Source organism: Amycolatopsis sp. WAC 01375 (genome assembly GCF_003947325.1).
Lineage (GTDB): Bacteria > Actinomycetota > Actinomycetes > Mycobacteriales > Pseudonocardiaceae > Amycolatopsis.
Map to the genome: position 1 here is coordinate 92,250 of NZ_QHHW01000037.1, position 14,578 is coordinate 106,827.

The following is a 14,578-nucleotide window of genomic DNA, read 5'->3' on the forward strand; positions in this document are numbered from 1 at the left end:
TCCGCGCCGTTTCGGCGGATCACGCAATTCTCCGATTCCCGGGAGTGACCGTTGTGAAGTTCCCACTGAAGTCGAAAAGATCCGTGCAAGCCTTGGCCGCCGGTACGGTGGCCGCCGTCGCGGCCACCCTGGCTGTCGTCGGTTCCGGCTTGAGTGAGGCGGCGCCCGCGTCGCTGACGCTGAACTACACCTGCCCGTTCCCGTTGATCGGCGACCAGACCCTGGTCGTGAAGGTCGACACCGTCCTGCCGGACGACGCAGTGGCCGGGAAGACCTCCACACCGATCACGTTCGACGTCGACGTCACCGTCCCGGCGGACGCGACAGCGGGACTCGTGCTCGTGGGCGCCACCACCGTCGAAGGCAGCGCGAAGGCCGCCGCGGTACTGAAGTATCCGGTCGACAAGACGCTGAACCTCGGCCTGCCGCTGGTCATCCCGGTCACGCCGGTGCCGGAATCGGGCGAATTCCACGTCAAGACGAGCGGCAAGGCGCCCGCGGTCACCTTCCCCAGCCCGGGCACGGCTTTCGTGACGGTCGGGAACTTCAGCACCACCATGACGCCGAAGAACGCGCAGGGACAGCCGACCGACCTCGGCACCTTCACCTCGGACTGTGTCGTCCAGCCGGGACAGAACCAGCAGCTGGGGACGTTCGAGATCAAGCCCGCCGACGGTGGCACTACGACGCCGACCACCCCGACGACGCCCACCACCCAGCCGACGCCGACGACTCCCACGACGGAGCCGACCCCGACCACGGAGCCGACCCCGACCACGACTCAGCCGACGCCGACGACTCAGCCGACCCCCACCACTCAGCCGACGCCGACCACGCAACCGACCCCCACGACACAGCCGACTCCCACCACGGACCCCACTCCGACCACGGAGCCGACTCCCACCACCCAGCCGACGCCGACGACAGAACCCACTCCGACCACGACCCAGCCGACGAGCCCGACCACGGAGCCGACGTCGACCACGCAACCGACACCCACCACGGAGCCGACTTCCACGACCGAGCCCACCCCGACGTCGAGTACCCAGCCGACTCCCGCCACGGAGCCGACACCGACGAGCCCGACCACCGCGCCCACCACGACAACCACGACGACGCAGCCGCCAGGCGACACCCAGATCACCTACGGCGTCAAGGGCAAGACCACGATCGCCGGCCTGAACGCGAGACTCCCGCTCGGCCCCGGTGAGTTCAGCGCGAAACTGAACGCGCAGTCGGGCAGGTTCACCGGGCGGTTGTCGCTGCCGCCGTCGAACGTGCAGTTCCGTTTCCTCGGCTTCTTCCCTGCCTCGGCGACGGTGAAGGTCGACCAGGTCGGCGACGTGACGGGCACCGTCGACGCCGGCGCGGTGAAGGCCGACGCGAAGGCCGACGTCAAGCTGCTCACGGTGCGGCTGTTCGGGTTCCCGATCATGGCGAGTTCGACCTGCAAGACCGCCCGGCCCGCCGACATCCCGCTGGTTTCGTCGCACGGCTTCAACCCGTTGAAGGGCGGAAAGCTGACCGCTGAATACAAGCTGCCGCAGTTCCGCGGTTGTGGCCCGCTGACGCCGATGATCAGCGCGATGGCCTCCGGCGACGGGAACAGCCTGGAGATCACCCTCAAGAAGTAGGTTCGGTCTCGTGAGTGGCAATGACGGTTAGAACCGTCATTGCCACTCACGAGAAGTCACTCGAAACAGTTACGCCCATTACAACATTTCCGCGATTCCGCCCGTCCATTCCCGCATTACTTGTGTCCCTGATCTTCCGCCAGTAGCGTGCTGCACGAGTTGGCCGTTCGGCCGGAGAAAGTCGAAGTGAGGAAGCCCGAATGTCAGTGATGACCGGGCGCGTCCCGCGCGCCTTCCTGCTCCCGGTGGTGCTGGGGCTGGGGGCGCTTTCCTTGGCTTCCGCCTCCGCGGAGCCCGCGCGGAGCCGGCAGGCCGAACCCGAAAAGCCGCCCGCCGCCGCGCAGGCCGGGTTGAAGTTCGGCTTCTACGTCGGCGACGAGAAGCAGCCCACCACGAGCCGCATCGCGAAACTCGGCTCGGACATCACGTTCCCGCAGGGCCGGTTCGACGGCTCGATCCTCGGCTTCAGCGACACCTCGCCGATCACCGGCAAGCTCGCCATCCCGTCGACGTCGAGCTACTTCATCTCCTTCCGGTTCATGCCCGCCACCGGCACCGTCGAACTCATCCCGGACGGCGACGCGACCGGCGTCGTCGATGTGGACACCGGCGCCACTGGCGACTGCAAGGAGGTCGGCACCAACATCTGCGCGCACACCGACGTCACCAACAAGGTGTTCATCAAGCTCTCGAACGTCAAAGTGGACGGCAAGGTCCTCGACGTCGGCCCGAACTGCCGGACCGCGCAGTCGGTGGTGGTGAACATCAAGGCCCTGGTGCCGCTCGCGTTCCCCGCCTCGCCGGTGAAGGTCACCAGCACCTTCGCGACGCCCGGGTTCAGCGGGTGCGGCGTGCGTGAAGACCTGAGCCCGTTGCTCACCGGCCTGGTCTCCGGCCCCGGCAACACCCTGGTCACCAACCTCGTGCTGCGGTGCGTCGGCTCGGGCCCGCCCCCCAACGGATGCGGAGCCTGACGATGGCCAATCCAGTCACCCTGCTCGCCCGCGCGCCGGAGAAGGCCGCCGCGGGGCTGCGTGAATTCGGCCGCATGTGCGCCATGGGGATCGACGTCGTCCTCGCGATGTTCCGCCGCCCGGTGCAGGTTCGGGAGTTCATCCAGCAGTTCTGGTTCATCGCGAGTGTGTCGATCACGCCGGCGATCCTCGTGTCGATCCCGTTCGGCGCGGTGATCTCGCTGCAACTCGGTTCGCTCACGAGCCAGATCGGCGCGCAGCAGTTCAACGGCGCCGCGAGTGTCCTCGCCGTGGTGCAGCAGGCCAGCCCGATCGTGACCACGCTGATCATCGCGGGCGCGGGTGGTTCGGCGATCTGCGCGGACCTCGGCGCCCGCTCCATCCGCGAGGAGATCGACGCGATGGAGGTGCTCGGCGTCTCGCCGATCCATCGGCTGATCGTGCCCCGTGTGCAGGCGGCCATCGGCGTTTCGGTGCTACTGAACGGTTTGGTCAGCGTCGTCGGCGTGCTCGGCGGCTACTTCTTCAACGTCATCGTGCAGGGCGGCACCCCGGGCGCGTACCTCGCGAGCTTCAACGCGCTCGCCCAGCTGCCCGACCTCGTGGTCAGCTCGATCAAGGCGTTCATCTTCGGTTTCCTCGCCGGCGTCGTCGCGGCCTACCGGGGGCTGAACCCCAGGGGCGGCCCCAAAGGCGTCGGTGACGTCGTCAACCAGTCGGTGGTGATCACGTTCCTGCTCCTGTTCTTCGTCAACACCATCCTGACCGCGCTGTACCTGCAGCTCGTCCCGGCGAAGGGAACCTGATCCCGTGACCAGCGTCCCCGAACGGGCCAAGGAAGCGTTGAAACGCCCCGGTAACAGTCTTTTCGAGCTGGGCGACCAGTTGCTGTTCTACATCCGCGCACTCGCGGCGATCCCGATGGCCGTCACCCGCTACTTCCGCGAAGTGGTGCGCCTGCTCGCCGAGGTGACCTTCGGCAGCGGGGCGCTGGCGGTGATCGGCGGCACCGTCGGCGTGATGGTCGGCCTGTGCGTGTTCACCGGGATCACGGTGGGGCTGCAGGGTTTCAGCGCGCTGAACCAGATCAACATCTCCGCGATGACCGGCTTCCTCACCGCGTACTTCAACACGCGCGAGATCGCACCGCTCTCGGCGGGGCTCGCGTTGTCCGCGACGGTCGGCGCCGGGTTCACCGCGCAGCTGGGCGCCATGCGGATCTCCGAGGAGATCGACGCGCTCGAAGTGATGGCCGTGCGCAGCATGCCGTACCTCGTCACCACCCGGATCGTGGCCGGGTTCATCGCGATCATCCCGCTCTACGTGATCGGCCTGCTGATCTCGTACCTCGGTTCGCGGGTGACCACGGTCGTCTTCTTCGGACAGTCCGGCGGAACCTACGACCACTACTTCTCCCTGTTCCTACCGCCTGAAGACGTCCTGTGGTCGTTCGTCAAGGTCCTCGTGTTCAGCGTCGGCGTCATCCTCACGCACTGCTTCTACGGCTATCGCGCCGCGGGCGGCCCGGCGGGTGTCGGGGTCGCGGTCGGCCGCGCGGTGCGGACGTCGATCGTGCTGATCAGCGTGCTCGACCTGTTCCTCAGCCTGGCGATCTGGGGCGCCACCACGACGGTGAAGGTCTCGGGATGAGCGCGCGGGCACGGACGCAGGCGGCAGGGGTGATCTTCCTCGTCATCCTGGTGCTGCTCGGCTGGCTCTCCGTGGCGATCTTCAACAAGGACTTCGACCGTGCGGAACTGGTCACGCTCAAGACCGACCGGGTCGGCAACCAGCTGGCCCCGCCCGCCGAGGTCAAGGTCCGAGGGGTCCCGTTCGGCGAGGTCAGGGCGGTACGGGGCAGCGCGGACGGCGCGGAGATCGACCTCGCGATCGACCCGGCGAAGATCGATCAGCTGCCGCGCAACGTCTCGGCCCGGTTGCTGCCGAAGACGGTCTTCGGTGAGCGTTACGTCAATCTCGTGCTCCCGGACCGGCCGGAAGGAGGCTCGCTGCAAGATGGCGATGTCATCGGCCAGGACCGGTCTTCCAACGCGATCGAACTGGAACGCGTTCTCGGCGATCTGCTGCCGCTGCTGCGGGCGGTGCAGCCACAGAAGCTGAACAGTTCACTCGGCGCGATCTCGCTCGCCCTCGACAATCGCGGGAAATCCTTGGGGGACAGCATTGTCCAGCTCAACGACCTGCTCGGCCAGGTGAACCCGCTGATGCCGCGGTTCAAGGCCGACATCAGCGGCCTCGCCGACGTGGCGGACCTGTACACCGGGGCGGCGCCGGACATCCTCAAGGCCCTTTCTGATCTCTCGACGACGGCGAAGACCATTGTGGACACTCGTGCGGACCTGGACAAGCTGTACAGCAGCGTCACCGCCGCCAGCGGCGACATGAACAAGTTCCTGGTGCAGAACAAGGACAACATCATCGGCGTCAGCGTGAAGAGCAGGCCGACCCTGGAGCTGCTTTCCCGTTACTCACCCGAGTTCCCCTGCCTGTTCGACGCGGTGAACCGGCTCAAACCGGTGATGGAGAAGGCCTTGGGCAAGGGCACCGGCGAGCCGGGTCTGCACGTGACGCTGTCCGTCCACGACCCGCGCGACAAATACGTGCCCGGCCGGGACGATCCGCGGTTCGACCAGAAGGGCGGCCCGCGGTGCTACGGCGGCGGCGGGACTTCGGCGGCGGTGGCGTTCGCCGCCGATGGGGACCTCGGCCCGGCCAATTCGAAGGGGGAGCGGGGGCTGGTCGCCGAGCTGCTGGCGCCGTCGCTCGGGATGAAGCCGGCCGAGGTCCCGGATTGGAGCAGCGTGCTCGTGGGCCCGGCCTTGCGCGGTACGGAGGTGACCGTCCGATGAGGGGTGTCGCGGGGCCTGCGATCAAAGGCCTGATCTTCTTCGTGATCACCGTGGTGGCGACCGGGATCCTGGCCATCACCATCGCCAACTCCGGAGTCGGCACGACGGTCGGTTACACCGCCAGATTCACCGACGCCACGTCGGTCAACCCCGGCGACGAGGTCCGCATGTCCGGTGTCCGCATCGGGCAGGTGGATTCGGTCGGGGTGGTCGAACGGCGGCTGGCGGACGTGCGGTTCTCGATCGAGAACAAGCGACGGCTCACGTCGGGTGCCACGGTCACCATCAGGTATCGCAACCTCGTCGGCCAGCGGTATCTCTCGATCGATCCCGGCCAGGACGGACCGGCGGCACTGGACGAGGGCGCGCTGATCCCGCCGGAACGGACACATCCGGCATTGGACCTCACCGCGTTGTTCAACGGGTTCAAACCGCTGTTCCAGGCGCTGTCGCCGAACGACGTCAACCAGCTGTCGTTCGAGATCGTCCAGGTGCTGCAGGGCGAGGGGAGCACCGTCGACAGCCTGCTCGAACACACCGCCTCGCTCACGAGCACCTTGGCGGGCAAGGACGAGCTGATCGGCCAGGTGGTCGGGAACCTCAACACGGTGCTCGACACGCTGAACTCCCAAGGCGATCAATTCGACAAACTCGTCGATGTCACCGCGCAGCTGGTCTCCGGGCTCGCCGGTGACGCGAAACCGATCGGACAGGCGATCGGCGGGCTCGGCGAGCTCACCACCGCCACCGCGGGCCTGCTCCAGGACGGCCGCGCGCCGCTGAAGGCCAGCATCGACACGCTCGGGGACCTGTCGAAGAACCTCGCCGACAACACCCCCGTGTTCGAGCAGTTCCTGACGAATCTGCCGAAGAAGCTGGACCGCATCGGCGCGATGGTCTCGTACGGCTCGTGGTTCAACTTCTACCTGTGCTCGGTCAAATCGGACGCGCCACCCGCCCCGGGCGGCCCACCGGTCGGTATCCCGTCGACCCAGGGACGGTGCCGGTGAAAGCGCCGAGGATCAAACCCTTCCGCGGCCGTAACCCGATCGTCGTCGGCACCGTCACGGCGGCGCTGATGGCCGCGGCGGGCTCGGCCGTCTTCTTCTCCGACGACCTCCCGCTGGTCGGCGGCGGCACCACGTACGCGGCCGAATTCACCGAAGCCGCCGGGCTCAAACGCAACGACGAGGTCCGGGTCGCCGGGGTGAAGGTCGGCGAGGTGTCCGACGTCCTGCTGGACGGCGGTCGCGTCAAGGTCCTGTTCCGGGTCAAGGACACCTGGATCGGCAACCGCACCACCGCCGCGATCAAGATCAAGACGTTGCTGGGGCAGAAGAACCTGGTCCTAGACCCGGTCGGCAACGGGGAACTCGATCCGGACGAGCCGATCCCGGTGCAGCGCACCAGTTCGCCCTACGACGTCACCACGGTGTTCAACGACCTCGCCAACACGGTCGGCGCGATCGACACCGATCAGCTGGCGAAGGCGTTCGGGACGATGTCGGAAACGCTCGGCGCCTCCACACCGCAGGAGGTCCGGACGGCCTTCGACGGCATCACCGCGCTGTCCAAGACGCTCGCGTCGCGCGACGAGGAGCTGGTGAAGCTGTTCCAGAATACGAACAAGGTGTCCCAGACCCTCGGCGAGCGGTCACAGCAGATCGAGGCGCTGATCCGCGACGGCAACACGCTGCTCACGGAGCTGAACGCGCGCAAGGACGCCATCGCGAAACTGTTCAGCGGCGTGAAGAACCTGTCGGTACAGCTCAAGGGGCTGGTGGCGGACAACCAGAAGACGCTCGGCCCCGCGCTGGACCAGCTCGATCGCGTGGCCACCGTGCTGCAACGCAACCAGGACAAGCTCACCGAGAGCCTGCGGCTGGCCGGCCCCTTCTACCGGTTGCTCGGCAACGCGGTCGGCAATGGCCGCTGGATCGACACCTACATCTGCGGGCTCGTCCCGACCGGTGGCACACCGGGCAGCTGCATGCCGTCAAGGAAGGGGGGACGCTGATGGGGCGCCACTTCACGCTGGCCGATCTCGGCGGACAGGCCCGGCGACGGTCCTGGGTGCGGCGGCTCGCGCTCGCCGTCGTCGTGGGACTGCTCGTCACGGCGGCGTGGCCGCTGCTGACCCGGCAGGCCGACCGCGTCGTGACCGGGTTCTTCACCGCGACCGTCGGGGTGTACCCGAACACCGAGGTGCGCGTGCTCGGGGTCCCGATCGGTTCGGTGACCAAGGTCGAGCCGCGGGGTACGAACGTCGAGGTGACCATGACGGTCCGGCCGGACGTCAAACTGCCCGCCGACGTCGGCGCCGTCGTGATCACGCCGAGTCTGGTCGCCGACCGGTACGTGCAGCTCACGCCGGTGTACGTGGGCGGACCGGAACTGGGCGGCGACGCCCGGATCCCGCCGGAGCGCACCGTGACCCCGGTCGAGGTCGACGAACTCCTGGGCAGCCTCAACCAGCTGATGACCGCGCTGGGGCCGAAGGGCGCCAACCGGGACGGCGCGGTCAGCGACGTCCTGACGAAGGCCGCGGCGTACCTCGACGGCAACGGCGGCAAACTCGGTGAGGCGATCAAGAACCTCGGCGAATTCGCCCGTACGGCGAGCGATTCGAAGGACGACCTGTTCACCACCGTCGACAACATCAGCAAGTTCACCGCGATGCTCGCTTCGAACGACGGCCAGGTGAAGCAGGCGATCCAGCAGATCTCCTCGATCAGCAAGATCCTGGCCGATCAGCGGGACCAGTTCTCCGGCGCGATGACCGAACTCACCGAGGCGCTCGGCGTCGTGCAGGGCTTCATCAAGGACAACCGCGGGAAGGTGAAGTCCGATGTGGACAAACTCGCCGAGATCACCAAGGTGCTCAGCCAGCAGAAGGCCTCGCTGAGCGAGGCGCTCGACGCGGCGCCGAACGCGCTGGCGAACGTCCTCGGTGCGTACAACCAGGGCGCCGGAACACTGGACGGCCGAGGGAACCTCACCGAATTCTCGGGGGCGAAATGAAAACCCGGCTCGCTGCCGTCCTGATCGTTGTCCTGGCCGCCACCGGGTGCAGCGGCGGTGTCGACGTCTACGACATCCCGCTGCCGGGCGGTGCCGCGCTGGGCGAGCGGCCGATCCACGTCACGGCCAGCTTCAGCAACGTCCTGGATCTCGTGCCGCAGTCCGGGGTGAAGATCAACGACGTCCCGGTCGGCCAGGTGCGGACCGTCGAACTGGCGCCGGACGGCCGCAGCGCGATCGTCGGGTTGCTGCTCAACGGAGACGTGAACCTGCCTGCCAACGCCGTCGCCCGGCTGCGGCAGGCGAGCATCCTCGGCGAGAAGTTCGTCGAGCTCGCACCGCCGGACGACGGCACCCCGAGCGGGCGGTTGGCCGACGGCGCCGTGATCCCGCTGGCGCGTTCGTCGCTGACCCCGGAGATCGAGGAGGTCTTCGGCGCGCTTTCCCTGCTGCTCAATGGTGGAGGCGTCGCGCAGGTGCAGAACATCACCCGCGAACTCAACGACGCGCTCGGCGGCAAGGAAAGCGCGGCCCGCAGCCTCCTGTCCAATTTGGACAAGTTCGTGCGCGGGCTCGACGAACACAAGGCCGAGATCACTCGCGCCATCGAAAGCGTCAACAAACTCGCGGTGACACTGAACGCGAACACCGAGGAGATCAAGGCGACCCTGAACGGGCTCACGCCCGGGATCGAGGTGCTGAACCAGCAGCGTCAGGCGCTGGTCGGGATGCTGAAATCGCTGGACGGGCTCACTTCGGTCGCGGTCGAGACGGTGAACCGCAGCAAGGACGACCTCGTCGCGGATCTGAAGGCACTCGAACCGCTGCTGCGGAAACTGGCCGACTCGGGGGACAAGCTGCCGAAGGCGATGGAGATGATCTTCACCTTCCCGTTCCCCGACGCCGCGCTCGAGGCCATCCGCGGTGACTACCTGAACACCTTCCTGACCTTCAAGAACAGTGGTGGCCGCTGATGCTGACCAGATTCGTCCGCGCCCAGCTGGTGGTCTTCGTGGTCATCGCGGTCCTCGGTGTCGCGTATGTCGGCGCGACGTACGCGGGGCTGGACAAACTGGTGCTGGACCGCGGGTACACCGTCAAGGTGCGGCTCGCCACCGGCGGCGGGATCTTCGGCAACGCCGAGGTCACCTATCGGGGCGTGCCGATCGGCCGGGTCGGCGAACTGCGGCTGACCGCCTCCGGGATGGAGGTCGATCTGGAAATCGATCCGGGCGCCCCGGAAGTGCCGGCGGACACCGAAGCCGTCGTCGCGAACCGGTCCGCCGTCGGGGAGCAGTACGTCGACTTGCGGCCTCGGCGTGGCGACGGCGCGATGCTGCAGGACGGTTCGGTGATCAGCGAGGCGGATACGAAGATCCCGCTGCCGGTGGACGTCGTGCTGTCCAGTGTGGACTCTTTCGCCAACTCGGTGCCGAAACCGGCCCTGCGGACCGTGGTCGACGAGCTGTACAACGCGACGTCCGACGCGGGCCCGGCACTGGACCAGCTCGTCGGGCGGGGCATCGAGTTCGTGCGGGAAGCGAGCGCGCACGTCGGGCCGCTGACCAGGTTCGTGACCGACGCGCAGACCGTGCTCGACACACAGATGTCGCAGGCGGACGCGATCCGCTCGTTCGGCGCCAACGCGAAACTGCTCGCCGCGACGCTGAAGAGCTCCGACGGCGATCTGCGCCGGCTGATCCCGGCCGTCCCGGCGGCCGCGAACGAGGTCAGTACGCTCCTGCGGGAGACCGGGCCGAGCCTCGGCATCCTGCTGGCGAACCTGCTGACCACCGCGGACGTACTGGAAACGCGACAGGACGGCCTCGAGCAACTGCTGGTCACCGCGCCGAAAGCGGTCGCCGCCGGGCACGCGATCATGGGGCCGGACGGCGCGCGCGTCGGCCTCTCGCTGACGTTCTTCGATCCGCCGCCGTGTGTCACCGGTTACGGAACCGGCTACCGCGACGGACTCGACACGTCGCCGCGCCCGTTGAACACCGCGGCGCGCTGTGCCTTGCCCAAGGGCAACCCGACGAACGTGCGCGGTTCGCAGAACGTGCCGGGAAGGTGAAGGCCATGACTCGAATCGCCGCACTCCTCGCAGCGGTCGCGACGGCGCTGGCGGCCTGGTTCGGCCACTCCTGGTGGGACGCGAGCCGGGACGACGGCGTCGCACGGGCCACGGTCCGCGAGGAGGCCTTGCAGGTGGGCAGGCAGGCGGTCACCGCACTGACCACTTTGGACTACCGGCAGGCGGAGCAGGGCTACCAGAATTGGCTGAACCTGTCCGGCGGCGCGCTGCACGAAGAGCTGGCGCGGGACAGGGAAGGCGGACTCGGCCGGATCAACCAGGCGAAGACCGTGACCACCGGCCGGGTCGTCGACGCCGCGGTGACCGAAGTGGACAGTGGCGGCGGGACCGCCGAGGTGATCGCCTCGGTCGAACTCGAAGTCCGGCCCGAAGGCGGGGAAGCCGTCACCAAGCACAACCGGTTCCGCGCCGGCCTGAACCGCACGCCGGACGGGTGGCGCGTCACGTCGCTCGGCCAGGTGCCGGTGACCGACACCGGAAAGCCCTGACGGAGGACGGGATGACCACGAAACGAGCCGTCAAACCGGCGCGGCGCACCGTGAAGGTGGCCGGGAAAATGGGCGGGAGCACCCGGGTTCTCGATGCTCCCCCCGAAGCCACCGACGAGGTCGTGGAGGCCGACTCCGCCGATCCGGGCGCCGAGCCCGCCGACGAGGTCGTCGAGCCGGTGCGACGTCGCCGTCTCCCGCTGGTGTTCGGCGCGGTCGCGCTGGTGATGGCGGGCCTCGCGGGGTGGTTCGCCATCGAAGCGCGGGACACCACGGCGGTACTGGCGCACAACACCGCGCTGACCGACGTCGCCACCACCGCGGAGGTCGGCGACCAGATCGGCAAGGCGCTCGGCACGGTGTTCTCCTACCGCTACGACGACCCCGCCAAGAGTGAACAAGCCGCGAAAGAGGTCCTCACCGGGCCGGCGCTTGGGCAGTACGACCAACTGTTCGCGCAGGTCAGGGGACTGGCGGCGGAGCAGAAACTGGTCGTGACCTCGACTCCGGTTGTCTCGGGGGTCAAGGTCCTCGACGGCGACCGGGCGTCGCTGCTGGTGTTCCTGGACCAGACCGGCGTGCGCGGGGACGGGCAACGCAGTACGGGTGCGGCTCAGCTGAGCGTCACCGCCGAACGCTCCGACGGTAGGTGGCGGGTGACCGCTCTGGCCGCCGCTTAGCGCTTCCGCAATTAGTCACCTACTTGCGTGGTGCTGTCGTTGCGTGAAGGCCCCCTTCCCCCGGCTCAGCCGAGGGAAGGGGGCCTTCAAACGTAAAGCCTCAGGAGGGCGCCGCCCGCAGGGCCAGGATCATCTCGAACCGCCGCTCAGGGTCCCGCAGCCCGTCGGCGAACAGCGTCTCGAGTTCCTGAGCGCGGGACCGCACCGTCTGCGGGTGCACCGCGAGCCGTTCCGCCACCTCACGGACGTTCCCGCAGGTCTCCAGCCACGCCAGCAGCGTCCCGGCCAGCCGCGAATGCTGCTTGCCGGTCAATCCGGTCAGCGGCCCGAGCCGTTCCCGGACCAGCTCCGCGGCCAGGAACGGTTCCTTGAGCAGCCACAGGCGCGAAAGATGGTCGACGCACCACGTCACGGGTTCGTCGAGGAGCGCGCCGGAGTCGACGAGCCGCAGGGCTTCTCGCGCGGCTCGCAAGGAGCGCGCCGCGAAAGCGGGTGGGACGGCGGGGCCGACCGCGGCGCGCCTGCCCGCCAGTTCTTCGGCGAATCGCTCCCGATCGTCCGGTTCCGGCGCGGGGAGCAGCAGGCAGGGGGAGGTGGTCTCGAAGTCGGCCAGCGCGGTCGACGCGATCGCCGGGGTTTCGTCCGGCGACTGCTCCAGCGCGACGGCGACGAGCAGCTCGGGGAGTTGCCAGCGGGCGAGGTCGGCGGCGTGTTTGATGACGTCGGGCGGCGACGGCGGTTCGGCGAGCAGGAGTTCCATCAGCCGGTGCCGACGGCGTTCGAGTGCGCCGGCGGCCTTTTCCCGCGCCTCCGCGTGGCCCTCGACGGACAGCGCCGACAGCTCGTCGATATAGGCGAAGATGGCTTCCGCGAGCAGGCACAGCGTCGCGGAAGGCACCCCCGCGCGGCGGCCGGCTTCGGCGACGCGGCGCCAGGTCACCCTGGCGCCGACGCGGTACGCCGCCTGGAGGACGTCGACGTTGCGGCCCTGCTGGAACTCCTGGACACCCAGGCTCAGGAACACGCTCCGGCGGTCTTCCGACGGCGCCTCCGGGTTCCCGATCCGCTCCACGAACTGCAGGAACGCCATCTGGACGCCGGTCTTGAGCGCCTTCCCGAAAGCGCCGTCCAGTGGCCGCGCGTAGTCGGGGATGGTCCGCTGGATCTCGCGGACCACTTCCCCGGCCACGTCGGCAAGCACCGGCCGGAACACGGTCGCCAGCTCTCTCGGCAGCAGCGCCCAGAGCTGGACGGGGCGCCCGCTCGACCCGCCCGGCCGAGCGGGCGTGAGGAGCGGGCCGTACGTCGCCTCGACCCCGCTGCGGGCATCCTGCGGTCGGGTCACCTCGTCACCTCGTTGTGAGTGGGAAACGCTGATCTGTCAGTCCTGGGCGAGCAAGGCCTCCGCGCGCAGCGCGATCTCCATGTCGAGCCGGTCGTCGGCGTTGTTCAACCGGTCGCCGAAGAGATCGATGAGCTGGTGCATGCGGTAGCGGACGGTCTGCGGGTGGACCTTGAGTTTCTTCGCGATCTCCGGAGCGCTGCCCCGGGACTGGAGCCAGATCAGCAACGTCTCCCCGAGCCGCGCCCGTTGTTTGGGTGTGAGGTCGTCGAACGGGGCGAGGCTGCGCGTGCACAGCTCACGGACCAGGAACTCGTCGGCGAGCAGCCACAGGGTGGACAGGTGATCGCTGTACCTCGTGACCGGGTTGTCCGGCAGGATCCCGCGCTGGACCAGCCGCAGCGTGCGGCGAGCCCACAGCAGGGAGCGCGGCGCTTCGGTGAGCCGCACGGCAGGGCCGATCACCGCGCGCCAGCCGGGGAGCCGTTCGGCGAGATCCTTCAGGTGTTTTTCGGGGTCGCCCGTGACCAGGCAGGGCTTGGGACCCTCGAAATCGACGAGGACGTCGGCGTCGAGGTCGGCGCTGTCGGGGTCCAGTGGGCCGAGCCGCCGCTCCAGTGCGACGACGGTGATCTCGGTGGGCAGCGCCCACTGGGCGTTGGCGGCGTGGGACGCGATCGACTGCGGTGAGGACGGCGGATCGGAGAGCATCAGTTCGAGCAGCCTTCGCCTGCGTCTCGCCCTGGTGCCCGCGGCCCGTTCCTGCGCGGCCGTGTAGCCCTCGATCGAAAGTGCGGAAATCTCGTCCACGTAAGCGAAAATCGCTTCGGCCGCGGTGCACAGGAGATCGGCGTCCGCTCCGATCGACTGCCCGAATTCCGAAACGTGCCGCCAGGCGACGCGACCGCCGACGCGGTAGGCCGTCTGGAGACAATCGAGACTACGGCCTTCGTTGAACTCGACCTTGCCGAGGTTGCGGAACACCGCCGACCATTTGTCGAGCGCCGTCGTCCCCTGACCGATGGTATCGAGGCAGTGCAGGATCGCCTGCCGGATACCCTGCGTGATGATCTGTCCGAACGCGCCTTCCAGTGGCTGCGCGTATTCGGGGACGGCTCGTTGCACCTCCTGAAGGATGGCTCGTGCCAAGGGGTCGGCCCGCGGCCGGAACCGCTCGCCCAGGTCTCTGGGCAGTGACGCCCACAGTCCATTCGCACCGGTGCTGCGCACAGGTCGGTTCTCCACTGGGGTTCTCGGTGCCGGCGTGAAGGCGCGCGGTCGTTGGACCGGACCCGGTGGCTGGCGGTGCGGGGTGGCGGGGTGACGCACGTCGGGGTCTGGCCGTGCGGTCCGCAGATCGTTCCGCGACAACCCGGTATCCAAGTCGGTCATGTTTTTATCCTTGTTAGCAACAAAATCAGCCTCTTCAACGGTGAAGCCGATCCAGATTTTGTGGCTCACGCAACATAAAATC

General features: G+C 68.1%; 14 protein-coding genes. 12 read left to right on the top strand and 2 right to left on the bottom strand.

The genetic code is table 11. The features are described from left to right. Positions 1–53: 53 nt before the first annotated feature. The 12 genes from DL991_RS43010 (at position 54) to DL991_RS26460 (ending at position 11,762) form a co-directional block, all read left to right on the top strand. The gene (locus DL991_RS43010; RefSeq protein ID WP_199754055.1) at positions 54–1,634 is read left to right on the top strand and encodes a DUF6801 domain-containing protein; all 1,581 of its coding nucleotides are present in this window, start codon (positions 54–56) and stop codon (positions 1,632–1,634) included. Between the two features lie 200 nt (positions 1,635–1,834). Beyond that, positions 1,835–2,608, top strand: a complete 774-nt coding sequence (locus DL991_RS26410; RefSeq protein WP_125787045.1) for a hypothetical protein — start codon at positions 1,835–1,837, stop codon at positions 2,606–2,608. 2 nt (positions 2,609–2,610) lie between these two features. Continuing rightward, positions 2,611–3,414, top strand: coding sequence for an ABC transporter permease (locus tag DL991_RS26415; protein WP_125787046.1), 804 nt, complete (start codon positions 2,611–2,613; stop codon positions 3,412–3,414). 4 nt (positions 3,415–3,418) lie between these two features. Next, positions 3,419–4,258: an ABC transporter permease gene (locus tag DL991_RS26420; protein WP_125787047.1), complete on the top strand. Its 840-nt coding sequence runs from the start codon at positions 3,419–3,421 to the stop codon at positions 4,256–4,258. After that, positions 4,255–5,478 (top strand): MCE family protein, encoded by a 1,224-nt coding sequence (locus tag DL991_RS26425; RefSeq protein ID WP_125787048.1) that lies wholly within the window; start codon positions 4,255–4,257, stop codon positions 5,476–5,478. The genes DL991_RS26420 and DL991_RS26425 overlap by 4 nt, the downstream gene beginning before the upstream one ends. Continuing rightward, complete coding sequence (locus DL991_RS26430) at positions 5,475–6,488, top strand: MCE family protein (protein ID WP_125787049.1); 1,014 nt, start codon at positions 5,475–5,477, stop codon at positions 6,486–6,488. Before DL991_RS26425 ends, DL991_RS26430 begins: the two co-directional genes overlap by 4 nt. After that, the gene (locus DL991_RS26435) at positions 6,485–7,495 is read left to right on the top strand and encodes an MCE family protein (protein ID WP_233598991.1); all 1,011 of its coding nucleotides are present in this window, start codon (positions 6,485–6,487) and stop codon (positions 7,493–7,495) included. Before DL991_RS26430 ends, DL991_RS26435 begins: the two co-directional genes overlap by 4 nt. Beyond that, positions 7,495–8,499, top strand: a complete 1,005-nt coding sequence (locus DL991_RS26440; RefSeq protein ID WP_125787050.1) for an MCE family protein — start codon at positions 7,495–7,497, stop codon at positions 8,497–8,499. The genes DL991_RS26435 and DL991_RS26440 overlap by 1 nt, the downstream gene beginning before the upstream one ends. Continuing rightward, positions 8,496–9,473 carry an MCE family protein gene (locus DL991_RS26445; RefSeq protein ID WP_125787051.1) on the top strand — a complete coding sequence of 326 codons (978 nt, stop codon included), beginning with the start codon at positions 8,496–8,498 and terminating at the stop codon, positions 9,471–9,473. The genes DL991_RS26440 and DL991_RS26445 overlap by 4 nt, the downstream gene beginning before the upstream one ends. Beyond that, positions 9,473–10,573, top strand: coding sequence for an MCE family protein (locus DL991_RS26450; protein ID WP_125787052.1), 1,101 nt, complete (start codon positions 9,473–9,475; stop codon positions 10,571–10,573). The genes DL991_RS26445 and DL991_RS26450 overlap by 1 nt, the downstream gene beginning before the upstream one ends. Positions 10,574–10,578: 5 nt before the next feature. Beyond that, positions 10,579–11,082 carry a hypothetical protein gene (locus DL991_RS26455; RefSeq protein WP_125787053.1) on the top strand — a complete coding sequence of 168 codons (504 nt, stop codon included), beginning with the start codon at positions 10,579–10,581 and terminating at the stop codon, positions 11,080–11,082. 11 nt (positions 11,083–11,093) lie between these two features. Continuing rightward, positions 11,094–11,762 carry a hypothetical protein gene (locus DL991_RS26460; protein WP_125787054.1) on the top strand — a complete coding sequence of 223 codons (669 nt, stop codon included), beginning with the start codon at positions 11,094–11,096 and terminating at the stop codon, positions 11,760–11,762. A 100-nt stretch (positions 11,763–11,862) separates the two neighbouring features. Here the strand turns inward: DL991_RS26460 and DL991_RS26465 are convergent, their stop codons facing one another. Both DL991_RS26465 and DL991_RS26470 read right to left on the bottom strand, forming a co-directional pair. Then, positions 11,863–13,107 carry a CdaR family transcriptional regulator gene (locus DL991_RS26465; RefSeq protein ID WP_125787055.1) on the bottom strand — a complete coding sequence of 415 codons (1,245 nt, stop codon included), beginning with the start codon at positions 13,105–13,107 and terminating at the stop codon, positions 11,863–11,865. Between the two features lie 36 nt (positions 13,108–13,143). Next, positions 13,144–14,334: a helix-turn-helix domain-containing protein gene (locus DL991_RS26470; protein WP_199746689.1), complete on the bottom strand. Its 1,191-nt coding sequence runs from the start codon at positions 14,332–14,334 to the stop codon at positions 13,144–13,146. Positions 14,335–14,578: the final 244 nt, after the last annotated feature.

Bases quoted from the DNA above. Each gene is read 5' to 3' on its own strand.
- DL991_RS26415 (WP_125787046.1), top strand. From the start codon at position 2,611: ATGGCCAATCCAGTCACCCTGCTCGCCCGCGCGCCGGAGAAGGCCGCC.
- DL991_RS26425 (WP_125787048.1), top strand. From the start codon at position 4,255: ATGAGCGCGCGGGCACGGACGCAGGCGGCAGGGGTGATCTTCCTCGTC.
- DL991_RS26460 (WP_125787054.1), top strand. From the start codon at position 11,094: ATGACCACGAAACGAGCCGTCAAACCGGCGCGGCGCACCGTGAAGGTG.
- DL991_RS26455 (WP_125787053.1), top strand. From the start codon at position 10,579: ATGACTCGAATCGCCGCACTCCTCGCAGCGGTCGCGACGGCGCTGGCG.
- DL991_RS26430 (WP_125787049.1), top strand. From the start codon at position 5,475: ATGAGGGGTGTCGCGGGGCCTGCGATCAAAGGCCTGATCTTCTTCGTG.
- DL991_RS26450 (WP_125787052.1), top strand. From the start codon at position 9,473: ATGCTGACCAGATTCGTCCGCGCCCAGCTGGTGGTCTTCGTGGTCATC.
- DL991_RS26445 (WP_125787051.1), top strand. From the start codon at position 8,496: ATGAAAACCCGGCTCGCTGCCGTCCTGATCGTTGTCCTGGCCGCCACC.
- DL991_RS26440 (WP_125787050.1), top strand. From the start codon at position 7,495: ATGGGGCGCCACTTCACGCTGGCCGATCTCGGCGGACAGGCCCGGCGA.
- DL991_RS26410 (WP_125787045.1), top strand. From the start codon at position 1,835: ATGTCAGTGATGACCGGGCGCGTCCCGCGCGCCTTCCTGCTCCCGGTG.